The following is a 23881-nucleotide window of genomic DNA, read 5'->3' as shown; positions in this document are numbered from 1 at the left end:
AAGTTCGGTCAGTCGGTCACCAACGCCAACGCCTTGCTTGACGACGTGAATCCGCAGCTGCCGCAGGCGCGCAAGGACATTCAGCGGTTGGCGGCGTTGGGCGACACGTACGCGAACGCGTCGCCGGATCTGTTCGACTTTTTGAACAACGCGGTGATCACCTCGCGCACGATCAACGCCCAGCAGAAAGATCTGGACCAGGCGTTGCTGTCGGCGGCCGGGTTCGGCAACACCGGCGCGGACCTGTTCAACAAGGGCGGCCCGTACCTGGCGCGCGGCGCCGAAGACCTGGTGCCGACGGCGCAGCTGCTGGACACCTACAGCCCCGAGCTGTTCTGCACCGTGCGCAACTACCACGACATCGAACCCAAGGCCGCGTCCTTCCTGGGCGGCAACGGCTACTCACTGGTCGCCCACACCCAGGCGCTGTCCGGGTTGGGACTGGTCGCCAACCCCCTGTCGCTGGTCGCCGTCGCGGCGCTGACGCTGGGCCTCGGCGCCACGGCCGGCCTGGTCGGTGGCGCGCCCAACCCCTACGTCTGGCCGGAGAACCTGCCGCGGGTGAACGCTCGCGGCGGCCCCGGCGGCGCGCCGGGATGCTGGCAGCCGCTCACCCACGACCTGTGGCCCGCACCGGAATTGGTGATGGACTCCGGCAACAGCCTCGCGCCGTACAACCACCTGGACACCGGATCGCCGTATGCGATCGAGTACGTCTGGGGACGCCAGGTAGGGGATAACACGATCAACCCATGAAAATCACCGGAACCCTTGTCAAACTCAGCATCTTCTCGGTGGTGCTGCTGATCTTCACCGTGATGATCATCGTGGTGTTCGGTCAGATGCGCTTCGACCGCACCAACAGTTACTCGGCGGAGTTCACCAACGTCAGCGGCCTGCGCGCGGGCCAGTTCGTCCGCGCCTCGGGGGTTGAGGTCGGCAAGGTCGACAAGGTGGAGCTGGTCGACGGCGGCAAGCGGGCCCGGGTGAAATTCAACGTCGACCGCTCGGTGCAGCTGTACCAGTCGACGACCGCCCAGATCCGCTACCTCGACCTGATCGGAAACCGCTACCTGGAGATCAAGCGCGGTCAGGGCGAGGGCGCCGACAAGGTCCTGCCGGCCGGCGGGTTCATCCCGTTGGCACGCACCCAGCCGGCGCTCGACCTCGACGCCCTGATCGGTGGGTTCAAGCCGCTGTTCCGGGCGCTGGATCCGCAGAAGGTCAACACCATCGCCAGCGCGCTGGTCACCGTGTTCCAGGGCCAGGGCGGCACCATCAACGACATCCTCGACAACACCGCGCAGCTGACCAGCCAGCTCGGTCAGCGCGACCAGGCGATCGGCGAGGTCATCAAGAACCTGAACATCGTGTTGGACACGACCGTTCGGCACCGGCAGCAGTTCGACGAGACCATCAACAACCTCGAGGTGTTGATCACCGGCCTCAACAACCACCGTGAATCGCTGGCGGGTGGTGTCGCGCACATCAGCAACGCCGCCGGCACGGTCGCCGACCTGCTCGCTGAGGACCGCGGTCTTCTGCACAAGACGATCAACTATCTGGACGCGGTGCAGCAGCCGCTGATCGACCAGCAAGACCAACTGCAGGACTACCTCAAGAAGGTGCCGACGGCATTGAACATGATCGGGCGCGCCATCGGGTCCTACGGGGACTTCGTGAACTTCTACGCCTGCGACATCACCTTGAAGATCAACGGCCTGCAGGCCGGTGGCCCGGTCCGCACGGTCCGGCTGTTCCAGCAGCCGACGGGTAGGTGCACGCCGCAATGAGAACACTGGAACCACCCAACCGGATCCGCATCGGGCTGATGGGCATCATCGTGACGGTGCTCGTGATCGGCGTCGGCCAAAGCTTCACCAGCGTCCCGATGTTGATGGCCAAACCGCACTACTACGGGCAGTTCACCGATACCGGTGGCCTCAGCAAAGGCGACAAGGTGCGCATCGCCGGCGTGGAGGTCGGCAAGGTGGAGGGCCTCAAGATCGACGGCGATCACATCGTGGTCCAATTCAACGCCGGCACCGCAACGTTCGGCACCGAGAGCCGGCTCGCGGTCAAGACCGACACCATCCTCGGAAAGAAGGTCCTCGAACTGGAGGCGCGCGGCAGCCAGCCGCTGCGGCCGGGCGCGACCTTGCCGATCGGCCAAAGCACCACGCCGTACCAGATTTACGACGCGTTCTTCGACGTCACCAAGGCCGCCCAGGGTTGGGACATCGACACCGTCAAGCAGTCCCTGCACGTGCTTTCGCAGACCATCGACCAGACCTACCCGCACCTGAGCCCGGCCCTGGAAGGCGTGGAGAAGTTCTCCGACACCATCGGCAAGCGCGACGAAGAGGTCAAGCACCTGCTGGCCCAGGCCAACCAGGTGGCGGGCATTCTCGGTAAACGCGGTGATCAAGTCGACCGGTTGCTGGTCAACACCAACACGCTGCTGGCCGCCTTCAACGAGCGCGGCCAGGCGATCAACGCCCTGCTCGGCAACGTCGCCGCGTTCTCCGAACAGGTCAAGGGCCTGATCAACGACAACCCAAACCTGAACCACGTGCTGGAACAGCTGCGCACGGTCAGCGACATCCTGGTGCAGCGCAAAGACGACCTGGCCAACGGTTTCACCGAGGTCGGCAAGTTCCTGCCCTCGCTGAACGAGGCCATCGCGTCGGGACCGTTCTTCAAGGTGGTCCTGCACAACCTGGCCCTGTACCAAATTTCGCAGCCGTGGGTCGACGCCGCCTTCAAGAAGCGCGGCATCGATCCGGAGAACTTCTGGCGCGGTGCGGGATTGCCGGAATACCGCTGGCCCGACCCGAACGGGACACGGTTCCCGAATGGTGCGCCGCCGCCGGCGCCGCCGGTGCTCGAGGGCACGCCCGATCACCCGGGTCCGGCCGTCCCACCGGGATCGCCGTGCTCGTACACGCCGGCGAACCCCGGCGGCAATGTCACCGTCGGGGACGAGGGTCTGCCGCGGCCGTGGAATCCGTTGCCGTGTGCGGGTGCGGCGTCGGGACCGTTCGGTGGGCCGGGCTTCCCGGCTCCAGTCGACGTGATGGCGTCGCCGCCGAACCCCGCGGGTCTGCCGCCGACGCCGGGCATCCCGATCGCAGGCCGGCCGGGCGACCCGCCGCCTGACGTGCCGGGCACACCCGTGCCGTTGCCGGCGCAAGCACCCCCGGGTGCACGCACCGAGAACCTCGCACCCGCGGGTCCGACGCCGCCGCCGTCAACGTTCGCGCCCGGATTCCCGCCGGGACCGGCGGCGCCGCCCGGGCCGGGCAACCAACTCCCGGCACCGTTCATCAATCCCGGCGGAGCCGGAGGCAGTGGCGCAGCGGGGGGAGGTAGCCAGAATTGAGCACCATCTTTGACGTCCGCAACATCCGGCTGCCGAGGCTGTCTCGGGCATCGGTCATCATCGGATCGCTGGTGGTGATCCTGGCGCTCGTCGTCGGCTATGTCGGCTGGCGGCTGTACGAGAAGCTGACCAACAACACCGTGGTGGCCTATTTCCCGGCGGCGAACGCGCTGTATGCGGGGGACAAGGTCCAGATCATGGGCCTGCGGGTGGGCGCGATCGACAAGATCGAGCCCAGCGGCGACAAGATGAAGGTCACCTTCCACTACGAGAACAAGTACAAGGTCCCCGCCAACGCGTCGGCGGTGATCTTGAACCCGACCCTGGTGGCCTCGCGGGCGATCCAATTGGAGCCGGCCTACAAGGGCGGGCCGGTGCTGGCCGACAACGCGGTGATCCCCGAAGAGCGCACCCAGGTGCCGGTGGAGTGGGACCAACTGCGCAACAGCATCACCAACATCATCTCCAAGCTGGGCCCGACGCCCGAGCAGCCCAAGGGCCCGTTCGGTGAGGTCATCGAGTCGTTCGCCAACGGGCTGGCCGGCAAGGGCAAGCAGTTCAACGCCACGCTGACCAGCCTGTCGCAGGCGCTGACCGCGCTGAACGAGGGTCGCGGCGACTTCTTCGCGGTGGTTCGCAGCCTGGCGCTGTTCGTCAACGCGCTGCACAACGACGACCAGCAGTTCGTCGCGCTCAACCAGAACCTGGCCGACTTCACCACGCGGCTCGCGCATTCCGACACCGACCTGGCCAACGCGATCGCGCAGTTCGACAGCCTGCTCACCACCGTGCGGCCCTGGCTGGACCAGAACCGCGGGGTGCTGGTTCAGGACATCAACAACCTCGAGACCGCGACGAACGCGCTGCTGCAACCGGATCCGCTGAACGGGCTGGAGACCGCGCTGCACGTGCTGCCGACGGCCGCCGCGAACATCAACCAGATCTACCACCCGTCGCACGGCTCGGTGGTCGCCATCCCGTCGATCACCAACTTCGCGAACCCGATGCAGTTCATCTGTAGTGCGATCCAGGCCGGCAGCCGGTTGGGCTACCAGGAGTCGGCCGAACTGTGTGCGCAGTACCTCTCGCCGATTCTCGACGCGATCAAGTTCAACTACCCGCCGTTCGGGTTGAACCTGTTCAGCACGGCAGAGACGCTGCCGAAGGAGGTCGCCTACTCCGAGGACCGGCTGCACCCGCCGAACGGATACAAGGACACCACCGTCCCGGGCATCTGGGTGCCGGACACCCCGACGTCGCACCGCAACACCCAGCCGGGCTGGATCGTCGCCCCGGGCATGCAGGGCCAGCAGGTCGGACCGATCACCGCGGGCCTGATGACCCCGGACTCGCTGGAGGAGCTGATGGGCGGGCCGAACATCGCGCCCGTCCAGTCGAACCTGCAGACCCCGCCGGGTCCGCCGAACGCCTACGACGAGAACCCGATAGCGCCCGTGATCGGCCAGGTTCCGCCGCAAGTTCCCATCCCGCCGCCACCGCCGGGGCCGGAGGTGATCCCGGGTCCGGTCGCACCGACACCGGCGCCGGTGTTCGCGCCCGCGCCGAACGCGGGTGGCCCGGCGGCACCCGCTGACTTCGGAGGTGGCCAGTGAGGGGCGCGACGAACGGTCGGCCCATGAGGGGCGCGCTTCGGGTGATTCGCCGTCGCAGCTGGCAGGGGCTGACCCTGCTGGTCGCCGCGATGGTGTTGAGCTCGTGCGGATGGAAAGGCATCTCCAACGTCCCGATCCCGGGAGGCCCCGGCAGCGGGTCGGGGGCCATGACCATCTACGTGCAGGTGCCCGACACCCTGGCGATCAACGGCAACAGCAAGGTGATGGTCGCCGACGTCTTCGTCGGCTCGATCAAAGCCATCCAGTTGAAGAACTGGATCGCCACGCTGACGCTGGGCGTGGACAAGAACACCAAGCTGCCCAAGAACGCCACCGCCAAGATCGGCCAGACCTCGCTGCTGGGTTCGCAGCACGTCGAGCTCGCCGCGCCGCCGAACCCGTCGCCCGAGCTGCTCAAGAGCGGTGACACCATCCCGCTGAAGAACTCGCAGTCCTATCCGACGACCGAGCAGACGCTGGCCAGCCTGTCGCTGATCCTGCGCGGCGGCGGCATCCCGAACCTCGAGGTGCTGCAAAACGAGATCTACAACATCTTCAACGGCCGCGCCGACCAGATCCGGGCGCTGCTCGGCAAGCTGGACACCTTCACCAACCAGGTCAACCAGCAGCGCGATGACATCACCCACGCCATCGACTCCACCAACCGGCTGCTGACCTACGTGGGCGGCCGCGCCGACGTCCTGGACCGGGTGCTGACCGACATTCCGCCGCTGATCAAATACTTCGCGAACAAGGACTATCAGCAGCATCTGATCAACGCCGTCGACTCGGTGGGACGCCTCAGCCAGGCCGCCGACCAGTACCTCTCGGAGGCGCGCGGTCCGCTGCACACCGACCTGCAGGCGCTGCAGTGCCCGCTGAAGGAGCTCGGCCGGGCCTCGCCGTACCTGATCGGCGCGCTGAAGCTGATCCTCACCCAACCGTTCGACATCGACACCGTCCCGAAGATCTTCCGCGGCGACTACATCAACATCTCGCTGACGCTCGACCTGACCTACAGCGCCGTCGACAACGCGTTCCTCACCGGGACCGGATTGTCGGGAGCCCTGCGGGCGCTCGAGCAGTCGTTCGGGCGCGATCCGGAGACGATGATCCCGGACGTGCGCTACACGCCGAACCCGAATGACGCACCGGGTGGACCGCTGGTGGAAAGGGCGGACAGAAGCCAATGCTGACTCCCTTCATCCGACGCCAGCTGATCGCCTTCGGGATCCTGACCGTCATCTCGCTGCTCGTGCTCGGGATCTACTACCTGCAGATCCCGAGCCTGGTGGGCATCGGCCGCTACACGCTGAAGGCCGACCTGCCCGCATCGGGAGGCCTGTATCCCACCGCCAACGTCACCTATCGCGGCGTCACCATCGGCAAGGTGACCGACGTCGAGCCCACCGAGCGCGGCGCTCAGGCGACGATGAGCATCGACAGCCACTACAAGATCCCGATCGACGCGACGGCCAACGTGCACTCGGTTTCGGCCGTCGGTGAGCAGTACCTGGACCTGACGTCGAGGGGGAACCCCAACAAGTACCTGGCCGACGGCCAGACCATCACCACGGGCACCGTGCCCGCCGAGATCGGGCCGGCCCTGGACACGGCGAACCGCGGGCTGTCGGTGCTGCCCAAGGAGAAGATCGGCCAGCTGCTCGACGAGACGGCGCAATCCGTCGGCGGGTTGGGCCCGAACCTGCAGCGGTTGGTCGACGCGACGCAGGCGATCGTCGGCGACTTCAAAAACCAGATGACCGACGTCAACGACATCATCCAGAACTCCGGGCCGGTGCTGGACAGCCAGGTCAAATCGGGTGACAACATCGAGCGCTGGGCGCGCAACCTGAACAGGCTGGGCGCTCAGTCCGCGCAGGAGGATCAACACCTGAAAAGCCTGCTGCGCCAGGCGGCGCCGACGGCCGACCAGGTCAACTCGGTCTTCAGCGACGTGCGGGATTCGCTGCCGCAGACGCTGGCCAACCTCGAGGTGGTCTTCGACCTGCTCAAGCGCTACCACACCGGCGTCGAGCAGGTCCTGGTGTTCCTCCCGCAGGGCGCGTCGATCGCCCAGACGGTGGCCGCGCCGTTCCCTAACATGGCCGCACTCGACCTGGCGCTGTCGATCAACCAGCCGCCGCCGTGTCTGACCGGGTTCATCCCGGCCCCGGAGTGGCGGTCCCCGGCCGACACCAGCATCCAGCCGTTGCCCACGGGCACGTACTGCAAGATCCCGATGGAAACACCGGCGAACAGTGTGCGCGGGTCGCGCAACATCCCGTGTACGGACATTCCGGGCAAACGAGCGGCGACTCCGCGGGAATGCCGTGACCCCAAACCGTATGTGCCAGCGGGTACGAACCCGTGGTACGGCGACCCCAACCAGATCTTGACGTGCCCCGCGCCCGCGGCGCGCTGTGACCAATCGGTCCGGCCGGGGATGGTGATCCCCGCGCCGTCGGTGGACAACGGGATGAACCCGGCGCCCTCGGATCGGGTCGCGGGCACACCGCCGCCCACCAGCGATCCGTTGTCCCGACCCGGGTCGGGTACCGTGCAGTGCAATGGCCAGCAGCCCAACCCGTGTGTCTACAAACCCAGCGGGCCTCCCTCGGCGATCTACAGTCCCCAAAGCGGTGAACTGGTAGGGCCAGACGGAGTTAAATACTCCGTCGAGAACTCGACCAGAACAGGAGACGATGGATGGAAGGAGATGCTGGCACCAGCCGGCTGAACCCCATCGACACGGACGATTCGTTGACCACGCAGGACAAGATCGAGGATTCGACGGCACCCGAGAACGGAGCCGGGCAAACCGGTCCGCAGGACGCTGCCGAGGATGCGGTGGGATCCACGGACGGTGCTGCCGACAGTGACGCGTCCGAGTCCGGCGACACCACCGAGTCCGGCGAGACCACCGAGTCCGGCGAGACCACCGAGTCCGGTGAGACCACCGAGGACGAGGCGGAGTCCGGCGAGCCCACGGTGGCCGCACCACGAGGCCCGTCCCGGGTGGGCCGCGGATGGCTGGCCGCGATCGCCGCGGTGCTGGTGCTGTGCGCCCTCGGCGTCGGCGGGGGCGGCTACCTCGCGTTGCACTATCACCACCAAAGCCAGCGCATCGCCCGCAACGACGCCGCGGCGCTGAAGGCGGCGGTGGAATGCGTGTCGGCGACCCAGGCGCCGGACACCAACGCGATGACCGCGAGCGAGCAGAAGATCGTCGACTGCGGCACGGACGCCTTCCGCTCGCAGGCGCTGCTCTATACCAGCATGCTCGTGCAGGCGTACCAGGCCGCGAACATCCACGTCCAGGTGTCGGACGTGCGGGCGGCCGTCGAGCGCAACAACCCCGACGGTTCGATCGACATCCTGGTGGCGCTGCGCGTGAAGGTGGCCAGCGACCAGAACCAGAGCGAAGCCGGCTACCGGCTGCGCGTGAAGATGGCCTTCGCCGAGGGGCAGTACAAGATTTCCAAGCTCGACCAGGTGACGAAGTGACGGTGGTGGTCGAACAGACTGCACCCACGGCAATCCAGGAGTCACCGCGGGAAGCCTTGGCGCCCTGGCGTTCTCGCGTCGGCGCCTTCGCCGTCGACGTGCTGCCGGGCCTCGCGGTGATCATCACGATGGCGCTGGTTTTGCGTACCGTGCCGCCCCACGGCGCGTGGTGGTGGCCGGCCATCTCCGTCCTCGGCGTCGTCACCCTGCTGGTGCTGGTCAACCGGCTGCTGCTGCCGGTGATCACCGGCTGGAGCCTGGGCCGCGCGCTGGTGGGCATCGCGGTGACGCGACGCACCGGCGATGCGCCGGGCCCGTGGACCCTGCTGCTCCGGGACGTCGCCCACCTACTCGATACCGTCTCGATCGTGGGATGGCTTTGGCCCCTATGGGATTCACGCCGTCGCACGTTCGCCGACATGCTGGCGCGCACCGAAGTGCGCCCCCTCGAACCGGACGCGGCACCGGCCAGCATCCGGCGCTGGACCGCGGTCGCGGTGTCGAGCGCGGTGGCGCTCTGCCTGGCCGGGGCCGCGATCAGCTTTTTCGTGGTGTACTCCAGGGACCGGGCGTCCGATCAGACCCGCGCCCAGATCGCCACGCAGGGACCGAAGATCGTCGCCCAGATGCTGACGTACGACCCCAAGTCGCTGCACGACGATTTCGCGCGGGCGCTGTCGTTGGCGACCGACAAGTATCGGCCCCAGCTGGCCACCCAGCAGGACGTGGTGCAGAAGGGGCACCCGGTCATCAACGAGTACTGGGTCACCAACAGCTCGATCGAATCGGCGGGCCCCGACCGGGCGACGATGCTGCTGTTCATGCAGGGTCGGCGCGGCATCGGGCCCGAGCAGCGCTACATCAGCGCCACCGTGCGGGTGAACTTCGCCAAGGGCGGCGGAAACACCTGGCGCGTCGATGATCTCAAGGTGCTGACGAAGCCGAAGCAGCCTGGGGGCGGAAAATGAGCCCGCGGCGCAGGTTTGTAGCCGGCGAGCGGCCCCTGCTCGTCGCGCGCCCGGTCGAGGCCGCGGCGCGGCGGCCATGGCTGGTGCCGCTTGCCGGAACGGTCGCCGCGCTCCTGATGGTCGCGGCGATCACGGCCTGCGCGCTGATGCTCGGCTCGCATGAATCCCGGGCTCGGACCGCGTCGAAGGACCGCGAGGTGCTCAGCTACGTGAGCGGGTTCATGACGCAGTTCACCTCCATCGATCCCTTTCACGCCAACGACTACGTGAACCGGATATTGGCGCAGGCGACCGGCGACTTCGCCAAGCAGTACCAGCAGAACGCCAACGAGATCCTGCTCCAGGTCGCGCGGGCCGAACCGGCCACCGGCAGCGTCCTGGACGCCGGCTTGGAGCGATGGAACGACGACGGCAGCGTCAGCGTCATGGTGGCCACGGCGATCACCACCAAGTCGCCGGATGAAAAACAGGTCTTGGAGAACACCAATCGTTGGGCGGCAACCGCGACGCAGGAAGGGAACCAGTGGAAGATCAGCAACCTGCAGCAGGTGATGTGACCGCCGAGGAGAGCCCGGCCGCCCCCGAGGCCGATGCGACTGGCGTGCCGGAGGGCGACGGCGCCGAGCCGCGCGACGAAAAACCCGATGCGACAACGGAATCCGACGGCGGCGACGCGGCCGAGTCGGATGGCGCCGATGCGGAAGCCGCCGGCGAGGACGCGGAACAGACCGCCGGCGCCGCGCCGGCCGACGGCGCGGGTAAGAAGCGGCGGGCCGGTAAGGCGTGGGCCATCGTCGCTGTGATCGCCGCCCTGCTGTTCGTCGGGTCCGCCGCGTTCGCCGGCGCGATGATGCAGCCGTACCTGGCCGATCGGGCCACCGCCGCAACGAAACTGAACGTCGCGCGGACCGCCGCCAGCGCGATCACCACGCTGTGGACGTACACGCCGGAAAACATGGACACGCTCGCCGACCGCGCATCCCGCTATCTCAGCGGCGATTTCGAGGCGCAGTATCGCAAATTCGTCGATGCGATCGTGGCCCCCAACAAGCAGGCCAAGATCAGCAACAGCACCGAGGTCACCGGCGCGGCGGTCGAGACGCTGGACGACCCCAACGCTTCGGTCATCGTCTACACCAACACGACCTCCACCAGCCCGCTGACCAAAAACGTTCCGTCACTGAAGTACCTGTCGTACCGGCTGTTCCTGAAGCGGTCCAACAACCGTTGGCTGGTGACCCGGATGACGACGATCACATCGCTGGATCTGACGCCGAAAGTTTAACGCCGGCCGCGGGTGGCGCCGAAATATACTGCACCGCATGGCTGTCACGTCACCGGTATCCGAAGGATGGACCGTAGCAGCGTTGCTGCTGTTGACCTTCGCCACCGGATTGGCCGACTCGATCAGCATCCTGGCGCTCGGCCACGTGTTCGTCGCCAACATGACCGGCAACGTGATATTCCTTGGGTTCTGGCTGGCCCCGAGCAGCACCATCGACCTGACCGCCGTCGCGGTGGCCCTGCCGACCTTCGTCTGCACGACGATCGTCAGCGGACGCCTGTCGCGACACTTCGGCCCGCGCACGCGAGCGTGGATCACCACGGTGCTGACAACCGAAATCGTCCTGCTGGTGGCGCTGGCGATCCTGGCGGGCGCGGGAGTGCTGCGCTACCAGGGGAATTCCAAGCTGATCATGATCGGCATGCTGGCGGTGACCTTCGGCCTACAACATTCGAGTGCACGCCAGTTCGGCATCCAGGAGCTGTCCACCACGGTGCTGACGTCGACGATCGTCAGCCTCGGGCTGGACAGCCGCCTGGCCGGCGGCACCGGCGAACGCCACAGGCTGCGCATCGGCGTGGTCGCCACCATGTGCGCCGGCGCCTTCTGCGGCGCGACGATGTCGAGATTCGTGATCGCACCGGTGTTCGTGGTCGCCGCGGCGGTGATAGCGGCGAGCCTGCTGATCTTCCTATGCGGTCCGGCACCGACGAAAAAGGTTGTGGCCGTAGCTAGTTGAACGCCAGCCAGCTGGGCAGCGCCCGCTCGTGTGAATCACAGAGCACCTGGCGGGTGTCGCAAGACCCGCGCGGTGATCCCGCGCCGGCCCACATGCCCCCGGTGTCGCGGCGCAGCACGATGGCCGAAGAGCCGCCGCCGTCGAGCAGCACGGCGTTATCGCTGCCCAGCCCGCGGAACAGGTCCTGCATGTTGTCCGGGGTGTAGTTGCCGCCCTCGAAGATGTACATCTCGTCCTTTTGCCTGGCGTAGGCCAGGGCCGTTCGGGCCGCGCTTGGCCCGCCGTCGTGCAGCTGCCCGGTATTGCCGGGCGCCAACAGCCCGATGCCCGAGACCGCGACGAACTTCTCGTTCTTGTTGAGCAGGTCGGCCACCACCGGTGTGGCGGCGTCGTAGTCGCTCTTTGTCCTGGGCCACACCACATATGGCGCGCCACCGGACGGCAGGATCATAGTCGACAGTGCACTCCAGCTTTCACCGCCACCCGACAGGCCCTGCTTGCCGGGGTACGCGACAGTGCCGGTGACCGCCTGGTTGGCGCGCCCCTGGCCCTGGGTGTTGTCGACGAAGGCGCCCAGCGGTGAACTGCATCCGGTTTGGCGCCACGAGCCGCCCTTCTGGCCGCGGACGTCGAAGAAGTTGGCGTTGATCGCGATGGTCGGCTGGCCCATGCGCTGCCATGCCTGCAGCGGGGCGTACAGCTCCGAGGCCTGCCAGAGGCCCTCGCCGGTGCGGGCGCCGGGGTTGTTCTCGCAACGGGCCTGATCGCCCTGGTGCGTGTCGACCAGCAGGTGCGGCGACAGGCGCCCCGCCGCGTTCTTGATGATCATCAGGTGGCCGCCGTTGTTCATCTCGTACCAGCTGCCACCGGCGTTGAGCATCGGCGCGGGATGGCCGGGGCCAAAGTTGTAGACCAGGTAGGAGCCGCGGGTGCTGCCGATGGCGTTGGCCAGCAGATCGCGGCCGTCGGCGGCCCGGGCGAGGGGCTGTCCCGAAGTGACGGCCAGGGTGAAGCAGGCAACGACGGCGGCGCAGCACGCCGCGAGCCGGCGGAAGCTGGCGCGTCGGGTCAGCACGATAGCCCTTTCCGCCAGGTACCAATGCAACAGAAACATCATCAGTCCCAGGAGTCACACTGTCAACAAAATAACGGTGCGGTGACGGTAGGGCTACGCGCGAATTACGCTTGCTCGCTTGAACTTTCGGGCTCGGTGGTGGGCTCGGCCGGCTCCGCGACGGGCTCGGCCGGCCCCGCGGCGGTCGACTCCGGAGCGGCCGGCTCGGCGTTGGCAGCCGGGGCGGCGGCCGCTCCCGCGCGCTTGCCGCGGCGGGTTTGGTGCTGCGCCTGGTGCTCCTGGGCGATAGCCAGCTCGACCGCACCCGGAATCCGGTGAAAACCCTTGCGGTCGTAGAGGTGTGTGACAATGCCGCCGAGCAGCAAACCGATGACCAGACCGATCGTCGTCATGGTCAGCGCCGGCGTCAGGCCGGCATCCCCATGGCCGCCGAAGTACAGCAGCGACCGGGTCCCGAGGAAGACCTGGTGCATCGGCTCGAATTCGGCCAGCCAGCGGAAAAAGGACGGCGTCGCCTCCAGTGGCACCGTGGCGCCGGCCGAGGGCAGGCCGAGGATCACGAAGATGAGCATGCTGACCAGCATTCCGGCGGTGCCCAGCACCGACAGCAGGGAACTGGACGTGATGCCGACGGCGGCGATCGCAAAGACGCCGAACGCCCACAGCTGCCAGCCATGATCGATGGGCATGCCCAGCCCGTCGGCGATCGCCAGATACACCGCCGAGGTCAGCAACCCGAGCAGCACCATCATGGCCCACTTCAACAGCAGCGTCTGAAATCTGGAGATCCTGACCTGCTCGGCGAACCGGTACACCGGGCCGAATTCGGCCGGCACATAACCGAGCAACGCGTCCACCAGCGTGCTGACCACGATGCTGCCGGTGAATCCGGCCAGCAGCAGCAAGAGCGCGTAGTAGAAGGCCGACAGGCCATTACCCGTGCCGTTGGGCAGCGGGTTGTAGACGTTCGACTGAATTTCGATGGGGGCGCTCAGGCCCACCTGGGCCGCGCCGGCGAGCGGTGCGCCACCGGTTTGCGCGGCCACCTCGGCCATAACCCGTTGCCCGGCTATGCCGTTGGCGATCCCCATCGCCGTGTTGAGGGTCTGGCCGGCGATGCTCGCGCCCAGGGTGCCGGCCCGCGGATTGGTGGAGACGGTGATCGACGGCCGGTCCGCGCGGGCCGGGAGCACCGCGCTGGTCGCCAGGTCCCGCAGCTTCGACGAGAAGCTCGGGGGTATCAGCACCTGGCCGTACACCCGGCCGGTGTCCATCTGGTGCCGGGCCTCGCTACGGGAGAGCACGCGGACGTCGAACTTGTTCTTGTCCAACCCATTGACCAGCCGGTCGACGATCTGTGCGCCCCCGGGCCCGGCGTCCTCGTTCACCACCGCGACGGGAAAATGGCGCAGGTTGGTCGTCGGGTTCAGAATGCCGCCGAGATAGAGCGCGCACAACGCCGACATCAGCGCCACGGTGATGACCAGGGGTGCCGCCCAGAACCGCACGGTGCGGATCGCCTGGATGTTCCGGTTGGGGTTGGGCGCCGCGTGCTGAGGGTGCGAGGAAGGCATGCCGACTCCTGTCTGTCGTGCCCACTCTATGGGCTGCGGACCCGGCCCTCCATGGCCTCAGTCACCGAGCTTCGCGTGCATCTCCCAGATCAGTAGTTCCGACGGTTCGTCCGCCGCCACACGCCGGCCGTCCGCATCGGTGAATCGCACGGCGTCGCCTTCGTTCACCGCGCCGATTCCTTCCACGCTGACCCGGCCCCGGGCCACGAAAAGGTGCAGGTAGGGAGCTTGCGGAAGGCTCACCGCGGCGCCGGCCGGCAGCCGGGTTCCGTGCAGCGCGGCGTTGCGGTTGTGCAGGGTGATCGCGGCGTCGTGCGCGGACATCCCCGAGGCGATCGTCACAAGGTTGCCCGCCAGCAGCTCGTCGTCGATCTCATGCTGTTGGTAGCTGGGTTGCACCCCGGCCTCGTCGGGCACCACCCACATCTGCACGAAATGAACCGGCTCAGTGGGGGACTCATTTCGCTCGGAGTGCAGGATTCCGCTGCCGGCCGACATGCGTTGCGCCAGACCGGGATAGATCACCCCGCGATTGCCGGCCGAGTCATGGTGCGACAGTTCGCCGCGCAGCACCCAGGTCACGATCTCCATGTCCCGGTGTGGGTGGGTGTCGAATCCTGTTCCCGGCGAGACGATGTCGTCGTTGTTCACCAGCAGCAGCCCGAAGTGGGTGTTGGCCGGGTCGTAGTGGTCGCCGAAGGAGAAAGAGTGCCGGGAGGTCAGCCAGGGGGTGGTGGTGACGGCCCGGGTTGCCGCATCCCTGATCTCGGTGGTGGCGGGCATCACCCCAGCCTAATCGTCGGCCGCGTCAGGGCAGCGCCGCGGCGAGCAGCCCCTGCGCGTGCCGCAGCGCGGCGTCGAGTTCCGGCAGGGTCAGCCCGGTGGCGTGGCCCAGGTGAATCTCGATCTGGTACTCCGGCTGGCCGGCATGTGCGAATATAGGCAAGACAACGAATTCCGTTGTGGATAACTCGGTTTCGAGGACATCGGTGACCGACTGTAGGGTCACCATCGTCATCAGCGTGGTGAGCTGGCGGGTGACCTGCGCCGTCGGCTCCAGCGAGGCCAGCACGTCGGCCAGCCGGGTGTGCAGCGAGCGGTGGGTGTCGTCGAACCGCCAGGCGCCGTAGCCGCGGGCGCGGATACTCGCCAGTACCCGCTGGTGCTCGGCGATTTCGCCACGCGTGAGCCTGGGCGTCACGCGGCGCAACCACGCCTCGACGAAGTCGTCGTCGCGCCAGGCCATGGCGACCAGGCCGAACGGCGGGTCGATGGGGAAGTGTTGCCCCACGGCGTGCTCGCCGTCGGGGCCGTGACCGACCGCGTCGACGGTGGTCAGATGCCGTGCGCCGATCTTGGACATCGAGCAGCCCGCGCCGAGCGTCTCGTGCAGGAAGCGCAGCGCGTCGCGCCCGCGGTCCAGCAGCGGGAACTGTTCGCGCAGCCCGTGGACCAGCCCGAACAATCCGCTGCCCAGCACATAACGGCGATTGCCGCGGCGCGCCACCCAGGCCCGTTGCTCCAGTTCGGCCAACACCAGGGCGCAGGTCGAGGTGCTGATCGCGCAGCTCTTGGCCAGCTCGGCCGAGGTGAGGCCGGAACTCGAATTCGCCAGGGCGGCAAGGACGTCCATCACCCGCGCGGTGGGCGGTGACTTGACACCCGATTCGCTTCGTGGCTCGGCCATTGACGTATCCACCGCCACCTCCCTACGATCCGTCCGAAATGCAAGAATATGCGTCCTAATATTAGGAGATAGCCGTGTTCAAGGTGGGGGTATGGGGGCCGGGATCCATGGGCGTGATCGCCCTGCGTGGGGTGATCGACCATCCGGAGCTTGAGCTGGTCGACGTCGTGGTGCACAGCGACGCGAAGGCCGGCCGAGACGCCGGGGAGTTGTGCGGCATCGCGCCGGTCGGCGTGGTGGCCACCCAGGATCCGGCGGCGCTGCGCGCCGGCGACGCCGACGTGGTGGTGTACGCCGCCGCCGCCAACCTACGGCCGCTCGATGCCGCGGCCGACATGATCTCGATTCTGCGGTCCGGCAAGAACGTGGTGTCCTGCTCGGTCGTGCCGCTGGTCTTCCCCGACGGGCTTGACCCGGCTTTCACCGCCCCGCTGCGGCAGGCCGCGCTCGACGGTGGTGTGTCGTTCTTCACGACCGGCATCGACTCCGGGTTCGCCAATGACGTGCTGCCACTGCTACTTACCGGCGTTTCCCGGGTGATCGAGTCGGTGCGGGTAACCGAGATGTTCAACTACGCCACCTACCCGGACCGCGCCGCGGTGTATGAGATTCTCGGCTTCGGCAAGCCGCCGGAATATCAGGCGTTCGCGGCGCAGCCCGGCATGTTCACCTTCGGGTGGGGACCCGTCCTGCACCAGCTCGCCGCCGGATTGGGCGTCAAGGTCCACAGCATCGAGGAGAGCAACGAGCGGATTCCCGCCACCGAGTCCTTCGACACCCCCACCGGCCACATCGCCGCCGGAACCATCGCCGCGATGCGCTCCACGCTCACCGGATATGTCGACGGGAAGCCGACTTTCGTGCTCGACCACGTGACGCGGATGCGCGACGACATCGCCCCCGACTGGCCGCAGCCGCACATCTCGATCCCGCCGAAGGACCTCGGCTACGGGCCGGCTTCCGGGCAGGGCCTCTACCGCGTGGAGATCGAGGGATCCCCGAGCATGCGGTGCGAATTCGAGATGGCCGAAGGCCACGACCACGACCTGGGGGCCCGGATGGCGGGCGCCTCGCGGATGGTGAACGCCATCCCGGCGGTGTGCTCGGCCGCGCCCGGTCTGCTGTCGGCCCTGGACCTTCCGATGGTCACCGGGGCCGGATTGGTCCGTTCGGTGCCGGGGCCGCCGCCGGACAGCCGACTGTTCTAGCCCGGCGACGGCGAGCGCCGGAACGGCGCGAGTGAGGAGCCGGGCAATCGTCCTAAGCCCGTTCGCCGGGATACGTCGCGGCGGCCAGCTGCAGGATTTCGGCGCGGTCGGCCGGCAGGATGAACCCGGCGCCGATCGTCACGTCGAGGGCACCGGTGAAGTTTTCCAGGTACTGCGTGCTGCCACCGGGATAGAGCCGCTGAATCGTGTTGGCGTCGAACAGCTCTCCGGAGCCGAAGATGGCCGACATGATGCTCTCTTCGCCGCCCAGGCCCGACGTCCTGGCGACCGGCACATCCACCCATGGCGTCCTGATGCCGCCCCGGGCGATGCCGTTGCCGTCCGGAACGGGTTGTGGCGACGAGCTTTCGCGGACCAAGAGCGGCTCGGCGCCCGGCGCCGGTTCGCCGGTAGCGACCCAGGCGTCCAGCGCCGCAAGCGCCGCCTGCACCACGTAGTGGTGCTGCGGGCCGAAGTTGATGTTGTGCGCGAGTTCCTGGCCCATCAGCGTGTTGGTCGGCGCGTAGCCGGCCACGATGGCCTCGAGCGGTGCCGAGCCGCTGTCGATGAACGCCACCTGGATCGTGTAGTTGTCGGCGTGGGCGGCGCCGGCGATCTCCCAGACTCGCAGCCGGTCGTTGTCGGGCTGCCTGGCGAAGTAATAGCCCTCGCGCGGTCCGCCGAAAACGTCGGTCTCGGTGATGACCGCGAGCAACGGGACGCGTAGTTCCGGGCGGAACGTAACCGCCTGCGCCGCAGTGGATTCTTCGAAGATCGAGCTGCCGTCCAGCGGCGCGGCCGGGCCGAACCGGGAGTGGACCAGGAATCCGTCGTAGCGGGGGGCCAGCGGATCGACGGCGTTGATGTAGGTGGTGAGGAACATGGCGGACTGGGATTCGCCCAGGGCGATGACGCGTTGCGCGGGCAGGTCGCGCAGGAGCGCGCCGTGTTCGCCACCTTTGATGAGCTCGCCGACCCGGGAGAAGATGTCGTAGGAGAACGCGTCGCCCGGGTGGTGCAGGCCCGCATACCGTTGCGGGTCTTGGCTTTTCAGTGACATGTCCGCGCCGAGCAGGCTTTCGCCGCCCTCGACGCCCACCCGCTGGGCCGACACCGCGACGTAGGCGAAGCCGGAGCGCAGGATTTCGCGGTGCGCCATCATCCACACCGCGGCGGCGTCGATGCCACCGCTGACGTTGAGCCATTCGACGAGCACCGTCCCGTTGAACCGGGCCGGGTCGGACGGCGTCAACGCCACGATGCGGGTGGTGTAATCGGCCGAGCCCGAAGGGGTTACATCCCAACGGCCATCGGGGCCAAGCTCGCTCACCGGGGCGTAGCAACAGGCCGTGCCGGAGACGAAGAACTCCTCGACGACGTAGCCCACATCGGCCAGGTCGAAAGCGCTCAGCAGCAGCGCCGGCTTGCCGGGGACGGGCGTCACCTGGGTGGTGTTCGTCATGCAGGAAACCTTCTTATTTCGTGTCCGCGGACAGCGAACCGGGCAGCCCGAACTTCGCGAACAAGCTGTCGTCGAGGAAGGCCACCACGTGGGACACCTTGCCGCCCCGCACATCCAGCACGTGCAGCTGGAAGGGCACGTGCACGTCGCCGTCGCGCATGTACATGGCCGCGGCGAGCTGGCCGTTGGCGATCAGCGGCAGCATGCGCATGTCGCCGGCGCCCTCCGCCGGGCACTGCTGGTGAATGAGGGTGACGATGGCGCCCGCGCCCTGATACCAGCCGGTGTAGGGCGGCATCTCCCAGATCGCCTCGGCGGTGAACAGGTCGACCAGCCGATCGATGTCGTAGGTTTCGAACGCGGCGATGTAGCGCGCCAGCAAATCCTGGGCCTCGGCCGAATCCGGCTGCACCAGTGGGTCTTCGGAGCTGGGTCCGGCGGTCTCGAGCTGGGAGCGGGCCCGCTGCAGCAGGCTGTTGACGGCGGTAGTGGTGGTGCCGACCGCGTCGGCGACCTCGGCGGAGCGCCATCCCAACACGTCACGCAGCAGCAGCACCGCCCGTTGCCGGGGCGGCAGGTATTGCAGCGCAGCGACGAACGCCAATCGCACCGACTCCCGCGACCCGACGACGACCGACGGGTCGGCGGGATGCTCGGTCAGCTCCGGTAGCGGTTCCAGCCACGGCACCTCGCGCCGCTCGATCAGCTCGGCGGTCGGGTCCGAGCTCGGACCACCCAGGCCCACCGGCAACGGCCTGCGCTGGCGCCCCTCCAGCGCCGTCAGGCAGGTGTTGGTGGCGATGCGATGCAGCCAGGTCCGCATCGAGGACTTGCCCTCGAAACGGTCGTACGCCTTCCAGGCCCGCAGCAGGGTCTCCTGCACCAGGTCCTCCGCGTCGTGCAGGGACCCGGTCATCCGGTAGCAGTGGGCCAGCAGTTCGCGCCGATACGGTTCGGCGTGCGCCGAGAAATCCGTACCGGCCACCGGGTCACCTTCAGAGTTCTGCGCGAGAAGGCTCATTCGCATGAGCCTACGCAGTGTCTGCCAACACGTCCCGCATCAGCAGCTATTACGCTGCCCGTAATGACTAGGACCTCCCAGTGAACCGCACCGAACGCAGTTTCGACGGGTTCGGCGGTGTGCGCATCGTCTACGACGTGTGGACGCCCGACACCGCACCGCGGGCGGTTCTGGTGCTGTCACACGGTCTCGGGGAGCACGCCCGCCGCTACGACCACGTCGCGGAGCGCTTCGGCGAGGCGGGCCTGGTCACGTATGCGCTGGACCATCGCGGGCACGGCCGCTCCGGCGGCAAGCGGGTGCTGGTGCGTGACATCCACGAGTACACCGCCGACTTCGACACGCTGGTCGGCATCGCCACCCGGGAACACCACGGCCTCAAGTGCATCGTGCTGGGGCACAGCATGGGCGGCGGCATCGTCTTCGCCTACGGCGTCGAACGCCCGGACAATTACGACCTGATGGTGCTGTCGGGGCCCGCGGTGGCGGCCCAGGATCAGGTGTCGCCGCTGCTGGCGGTGGCCGCCAAGGTGCTCGGTGCCGTCGTGCCCGGGCTGCCGGCGCAAGAACTCGATGTCGACGCCATCTCCCGGGACCCCGCGGTGGTGGCCGCCTACAAAGACGATCCGTTGGTGTACCACGGCAAGGTCCCGGCCGGCATCGGTCGCGCGTTGCTGCAGGTCGGCGAGACCATGCCGCAGCGGGCGCCGGCGCTGACGGCGCCGCTGCTGGTGGTGCACGGCGAGCAGGACCGGCTGATCTCCGTCGCGGGCAGCCGTCGCCTGGTCGAGTGTGTCGGGTCCACCGACGTTGAGTTGAAGGTCTATCCGGGGCTCTATCACGAGGTTTTCAATGAGCCCGAGCGCGAGCAGGTGCTCGACGACGTGGTCTCCTGGATCACCGCTCGGCTGTGAGGCGGGGCGTGTCGGGCGGCTCCCGTACTTTGGCGACAGAGCCAAGCGATGGGGAGGAGCGTCGCCGTGAGTGACGACAAGATGCTGGCGCGCATCGCCGCACTGCTGCGCCAGGCCGAGGGCACCGACAACGCCCACGAAGCCGACGCTTTCATGTCCGCCGCGCAGCGGCTCGCGACGGCCGCGTCCATCGACCTCGCGGTGGCGCGGTCGCACTCGGCCCAACGATCGGCGGCGCAGACGCCGACGCAGCGCACCATCACCATCGGGGCGGCGGGCGCCAAGGGGTTGCGCACGTACGTGCAGCTGTTCGTGCTGATCGCCGCAGCCAACGACGTGCGCTGCGACGTGGCCTCGAATTCGACGTTCGTGTACGCCTACGGGTTCGTCGAGGACATCGACGCCAGCCACGCCTTGTACGCCAGCCTGGTCGTCCAGATGGTTCGCGCGTCGGACGCCTACCTCGCCTCCGGCGCGCATCGTCCCACGCCGACGATCACCGCGCGGCTCAACTTTCAGCTGGCGTTCGGTGCGCGCGTCGGCCAGCGGCTGACCGAGGCCCGCGACCAGGCGCGGCAGGAGGCCACCAAAGATCGCCGCCGATCGCCGGGCACCGCTATCGCGTTGCGGGACAAGGAGATCGAGCTGGTGGACTATTACCGCGGTGCGTCGAAGGCGCGCGGCACCTGGCAGGCCAGCCGGGCGTCGGCCGGATATTCGTCGGCGGCGCGGCGCGCCGGCGACCGGGCCGGCAAGCGGGCGCGGCTGGGCAACAGCCCCGAGCTCCCCGGGGCGCGGAGCGCGCTGAGCGGGTGACCGCGGGGAACTCCCCACGCCGGGATTCACAACGCTCCAAGGTGTATGCGGCCGAGGAGTTCGTCCGGACGCTGTTCGACCGTGCCGCCCAGCACGGCTCGCAGGTGGTGGAGTTCTTCGGCACCCAGCTGACGCTGCCGCCCGAGGGCCGATTCGGATCGGTGGCCTCCGCGCAGCGCTACGTGGACGACGTGCTGGCGCTCCCGGCGGTGCGGCAACGCTGGCCGGATGTGTCGCCGCTGCGGGTGCGGGGACGGCGCGCCGCCAGCGCCGCCCACTACGAAAACCACAACGGCACGGGCGTTATCGCGGTTCCCGATCGGGACACCGCCGACTGGGCGCTGCGCGAGCTGGTTATGCTCCACGAAGTCGCGCATCATTTGTGCCAGGCCGAGCCGCCGCACGGCCCCGAGTTCGTTGCGACGATCTGTGAGCTGACGGAGCTGGTGATGGGACCGGAACTGGGGCACGTGCTGCGTGTGGTCTACGCCAAAGAGGGCGTCCGGTGAACCCCGCCGACCCCGACGCTCGGGCGCGTGAGGTCGAAGCCCAGATGACCGACGACGAGCGGTTCGCGCTGCTGGTCTCGGTGATGGGGGCCGGCGATATGTGGCCGGTGCGTGACGAGCGCATCCCCGCCGACGCGCCGATGAGTGCGGGATACGTGCCGGGGGTACCCCGTCTCGGTGTGCCCGCGTTGCTGATGAGCGACGCCGGGCTGGGCGTCACCAATCCCGGGTTCCGCGTTGGCGATACGGCCACCGCGCTGCCCGCCGGTCTGGCGCTGGCCGCCAGCTTCAATCCGCCGCTGGCGCGGGCCGCGGGTGAGGTGATCGGCCGCGAGGCCCGCAGCCGCGGGTTCAACGTGCAACTCGCCGGCGCGATGAACCTGGCCCGCGACCCGCGCAACGGCCGCAATTTCGAATACCTGTCCGAGGACCCGCTGTTAACTGCCACGATGGCCGCCGCGTCGGTCGACGGCATCCAACGCCAGGGCGTCATCTCGACGGTCAAGCACTACTCGCTGAACTGCAACGAAACCAATAGGCACTTCCTGGACGCGGTCATCGATCCCGACGCGCACCGCGAATCCGACCTGCTGGCCTTCGAATTGGCGATCGAGCGCTCGCAGCCCGGCGCCGTGATGACCGCCTACAACAAGATCAACGGCGACTACGCCGCCGCGAACGCCGTCCTGATCAACGACGTGCTGAAAGGCGCCTGGGGGTACCGCGGCTGGGTGATGTCGGATTGGGGCGCGACGCCGAGCTGGCAGTGCGCCCTGGCCGGCCTCGATCAGGAGTGCGGGGCCCAGGTCGACGCGCTGCTGTGGCAGGCCGAGTCCTTCGGCGCGCCGCTGCGCGACGCGTACGCCGACGGCAGGCTGACTTCGGAGCGCCTGTCGGACATGGTTCGCCGGATCCTGCGATCCATGTTCGCCGTCGGCGTGGACAGCGGCGGCGCGGCACCCGAACCGGACCTCGCCTCGCACAACGAGATTGCGCTGGAGATAGCGCGGCAGGGCACGGTGTTGCTGACCAACCGGGGGCTGTTGCCGTTGGCGCCCGGGTCGAGCGCACGCATCGCGGTCATCGGCGGGCACGCGCACGTGGGTGTGCCAGCCGGCTACGGTTCGAGCGCCGTCGTCCCGCCGGGCGGATACGCGGGCGTAGTGCCGATCGGCGGCTCGGGCCTGGAGGCCGGGATGCGCAATCTGTACCTGCTGCCGTCGAGTCCGCTGGAGGAGTTGCGAAAACTACTCCCGCAGGCCCGGATCGAGTTCGATCCCGGCGTCAGCCCGGCCGAGGCGGTGCGGGCGGCGCGCACGGCCGACATCGCGATCGTGTTCGCGGTCCGTGCGGAGGGCGAGGGTTTCGACATCGGCGACCTCTCGCTGCCGTGGGGCCAGGACGAGCTGATCGCGGCGGTCGCGGCCGCCAACCCCGACACCGTGGTGGTGCTGCAGACCGGCAATCCGTCATCGATGCCGTGGCGCGACGCGGTCAATGCTGTTGTGCAGGCGTGGTTTCCGGGCCAGGACGGCGGTCGGGCCGTCGCGGAGATCCTCACCGGGACGGTGAATCCCTCGGGCCGGCTGCCGATCACCTTTCCGGTCGATCTCGCCCAGACGCCGCGCCCGCAGCTGCCGGCCGCCGGGGAATCATGGGGAACACCCACCACGATCGACTACGCCGAGGGCGCTGACGTCGGCTACCGCTGGTTCGCCCGCCGTGGCCATGAACCGACGTTCGCCTTCGGTCATGGGTTGTCCTACACCAGGTTTGACTACCACGACCTGGTGGTGAGCGGCGGAGAAACCATCAGCGCCAGTTTCAGCGTCGTCAACGTCGGCGACCGCGCCGGGGCCGACATACCGCAGCTGTACCTGACGGCAGCCGCCGGTGAACCCTGTTTGCGGCTGCTGGGATTCGAGCGGGTGGATCTCGCGGCGGGTGAGACTCGCCGGGTGACCGTCGAGGCGGATCCGCGACTGCTCGCCCGCTACGACGGCAGCGCCAAGAGTTGGCGGATCCGCCCGGGTGCCTATACGGCCGCGGTGGGCACGTCGGCGATCGCGATGCGGCTGCAAGCCGCAGTCGAGCTGACCGGTCGTACGTTCGGGCGATAAG

General features: G+C 68.0%; 21 protein-coding genes and 1 pseudogene. 16 read left to right on the top strand and 6 right to left on the bottom strand.

Annotated elements, in window-relative coordinates; genetic code table 11:
* The 11 genes from A5732_RS26670 to A5732_RS26620 form a co-directional block, all read left to right on the top strand.
* Positions 1 to 756 (top strand): MCE family protein (locus tag A5732_RS26670; RefSeq protein ID WP_171975111.1); only part of this gene is annotated, 756 nt, incomplete at its 5' end.
* On the top strand, positions 753 to 1793 hold the full coding sequence (locus A5732_RS26665) for a virulence factor Mce family protein (RefSeq protein WP_076056202.1): 1041 nt from the start codon (positions 753 to 755) through the stop codon (positions 1791 to 1793). The genes A5732_RS26670 and A5732_RS26665, both read left to right, overlap by 4 nt.
* A complete protein-coding gene (locus A5732_RS26660) occupies positions 1790 to 3382 on the top strand; it encodes a virulence factor Mce family protein (protein ID WP_076056200.1) in 1593 nt (530 codons plus the stop codon). Before A5732_RS26665 ends, A5732_RS26660 begins: the two co-directional genes overlap by 4 nt.
* Complete coding sequence (locus A5732_RS26655) at positions 3379 to 4995, top strand: virulence factor Mce family protein (protein ID WP_076056199.1); 1617 nt, start codon at positions 3379 to 3381, stop codon at positions 4993 to 4995. The genes A5732_RS26660 and A5732_RS26655 overlap by 4 nt, the downstream gene beginning before the upstream one ends.
* A 23-nt stretch (positions 4996 to 5018) precedes the next feature.
* On the top strand, positions 5019 to 6191 hold the full coding sequence (locus A5732_RS26650) for a virulence factor Mce family protein (protein ID WP_076056198.1): 1173 nt from the start codon (positions 5019 to 5021) through the stop codon (positions 6189 to 6191).
* Positions 6185 to 7735 carry a virulence factor Mce family protein gene (locus A5732_RS26645; protein ID WP_076056196.1) on the top strand — a complete coding sequence of 517 codons (1551 nt, stop codon included), beginning with the start codon at positions 6185 to 6187 and terminating at the stop codon, positions 7733 to 7735. The genes A5732_RS26650 and A5732_RS26645 overlap by 7 nt, the downstream gene beginning before the upstream one ends.
* Entirely contained in the window at positions 7705 to 8502 is a 798-nt protein-coding gene (locus A5732_RS26640) for an Mce protein (protein ID WP_076103920.1), read from the top strand. Before A5732_RS26645 ends, A5732_RS26640 begins: the two co-directional genes overlap by 31 nt.
* A complete protein-coding gene (locus A5732_RS26635) occupies positions 8499 to 9470 on the top strand; it encodes an RDD family protein (protein WP_076103917.1) in 972 nt (323 codons plus the stop codon). Before A5732_RS26640 ends, A5732_RS26635 begins: the two co-directional genes overlap by 4 nt.
* Positions 9467 to 10027: a mammalian cell entry protein gene (locus A5732_RS26630; RefSeq protein WP_076056189.1), complete on the top strand. Its 561-nt coding sequence runs from the start codon at positions 9467 to 9469 to the stop codon at positions 10025 to 10027. Before A5732_RS26635 ends, A5732_RS26630 begins: the two co-directional genes overlap by 4 nt.
* A complete protein-coding gene (locus A5732_RS26625; protein WP_076056187.1) occupies positions 9994 to 10755 on the top strand; it encodes a mammalian cell entry protein in 762 nt (253 codons plus the stop codon). Before A5732_RS26630 ends, A5732_RS26625 begins: the two co-directional genes overlap by 34 nt.
* A 37-nt stretch (positions 10756 to 10792) precedes the next feature.
* Entirely contained in the window at positions 10793 to 11494 is a 702-nt protein-coding gene (locus tag A5732_RS26620; protein ID WP_076103914.1) for a YoaK family protein, read from the top strand.
* On the opposite strand, the gene A5732_RS26615 is transcribed toward A5732_RS26620, so the two are convergent.
* The 4 genes from A5732_RS26615 to A5732_RS26600 form a co-directional block, all read right to left on the bottom strand.
* Entirely contained in the window at positions 11487 to 12608 is a 1122-nt protein-coding gene (locus tag A5732_RS26615; protein WP_076056213.1) for a phosphodiester glycosidase family protein, read from the bottom strand. The genes A5732_RS26620 and A5732_RS26615 overlap by 8 nt on opposite strands.
* 65 nt (positions 12609 to 12673) lie before the next feature.
* Entirely contained in the window at positions 12674 to 14143 is a 1470-nt protein-coding gene (locus A5732_RS26610) for a YhgE/Pip domain-containing protein (protein ID WP_076103912.1), read from the bottom strand.
* A 57-nt stretch (positions 14144 to 14200) separates the two neighbouring features.
* Positions 14201 to 14926: a pirin family protein gene (locus A5732_RS26605; protein WP_076103908.1), complete on the bottom strand. Its 726-nt coding sequence runs from the start codon at positions 14924 to 14926 to the stop codon at positions 14201 to 14203.
* A gap of 25 nt (positions 14927 to 14951) precedes the next feature.
* A complete protein-coding gene (locus tag A5732_RS26600) occupies positions 14952 to 15830 on the bottom strand; it encodes a helix-turn-helix domain-containing protein (protein ID WP_076103905.1) in 879 nt (292 codons plus the stop codon).
* A 74-nt stretch (positions 15831 to 15904) separates the two neighbouring features.
* On the opposite strand from A5732_RS26600, the gene A5732_RS26595 reads away from it, so the two are divergent.
* A complete protein-coding gene (locus A5732_RS26595; protein ID WP_076103902.1) occupies positions 15905 to 17038 on the top strand; it encodes an NAD(P)H-dependent amine dehydrogenase family protein in 1134 nt (377 codons plus the stop codon).
* Positions 17039 to 17090: 52 nt separating this feature from the next.
* Here A5732_RS26595 and A5732_RS26590 read toward each other — a convergent pair whose 3' ends face one another.
* On the bottom strand, positions 17091 to 18500 hold the full coding sequence (locus A5732_RS26590; RefSeq protein WP_076056175.1) for an alpha/beta hydrolase domain-containing protein: 1410 nt from the start codon (positions 18498 to 18500) through the stop codon (positions 17091 to 17093).
* A gap of 13 nt (positions 18501 to 18513) precedes the next feature.
* Positions 18514 to 19648: pseudogene (locus tag A5732_RS26585) on the bottom strand (sigma-70 family RNA polymerase sigma factor).
* Here A5732_RS26585 and A5732_RS26580 point away from each other — a divergent pair.
* From A5732_RS26580 to A5732_RS26565, 4 genes are all read left to right on the top strand, one after another.
* Complete coding sequence (locus A5732_RS26580; protein WP_253189125.1) at positions 19641 to 20435, top strand: alpha/beta hydrolase; 795 nt, start codon at positions 19641 to 19643, stop codon at positions 20433 to 20435. The pseudogene A5732_RS26585 and the gene A5732_RS26580 sit on opposite strands and share 8 nt — an antisense overlap.
* Positions 20436 to 20501: 66 nt before the next feature.
* Complete coding sequence (locus tag A5732_RS26575; protein WP_076056169.1) at positions 20502 to 21251, top strand: DUF2786 domain-containing protein; 750 nt, start codon at positions 20502 to 20504, stop codon at positions 21249 to 21251.
* The gene (locus tag A5732_RS26570; protein WP_076103896.1) at positions 21248 to 21760 is read left to right on the top strand and encodes a TIGR04338 family metallohydrolase; all 513 of its coding nucleotides are present in this window, start codon (positions 21248 to 21250) and stop codon (positions 21758 to 21760) included. Before A5732_RS26575 ends, A5732_RS26570 begins: the two co-directional genes overlap by 4 nt.
* Positions 21761 to 21804: 44 nt before the next feature.
* On the top strand, positions 21805 to 23880 hold the full coding sequence (locus A5732_RS26565) for a beta-glucosidase (RefSeq protein ID WP_076103924.1): 2076 nt from the start codon (positions 21805 to 21807) through the stop codon (positions 23878 to 23880).
* The last annotated feature ends 1 nt before the right edge of the window (position 23881 follow it).

The sequence above is a fragment of the Mycobacterium colombiense genome (assembly GCF_001953985.1).
Lineage (GTDB): Bacteria > Actinomycetota > Actinomycetes > Mycobacteriales > Mycobacteriaceae > Mycobacterium > Mycobacterium colombiense_B.
Note: the sequence above shows the minus strand (reverse complement) of the source record. Positions and strands in the feature narration are given on the sequence as shown.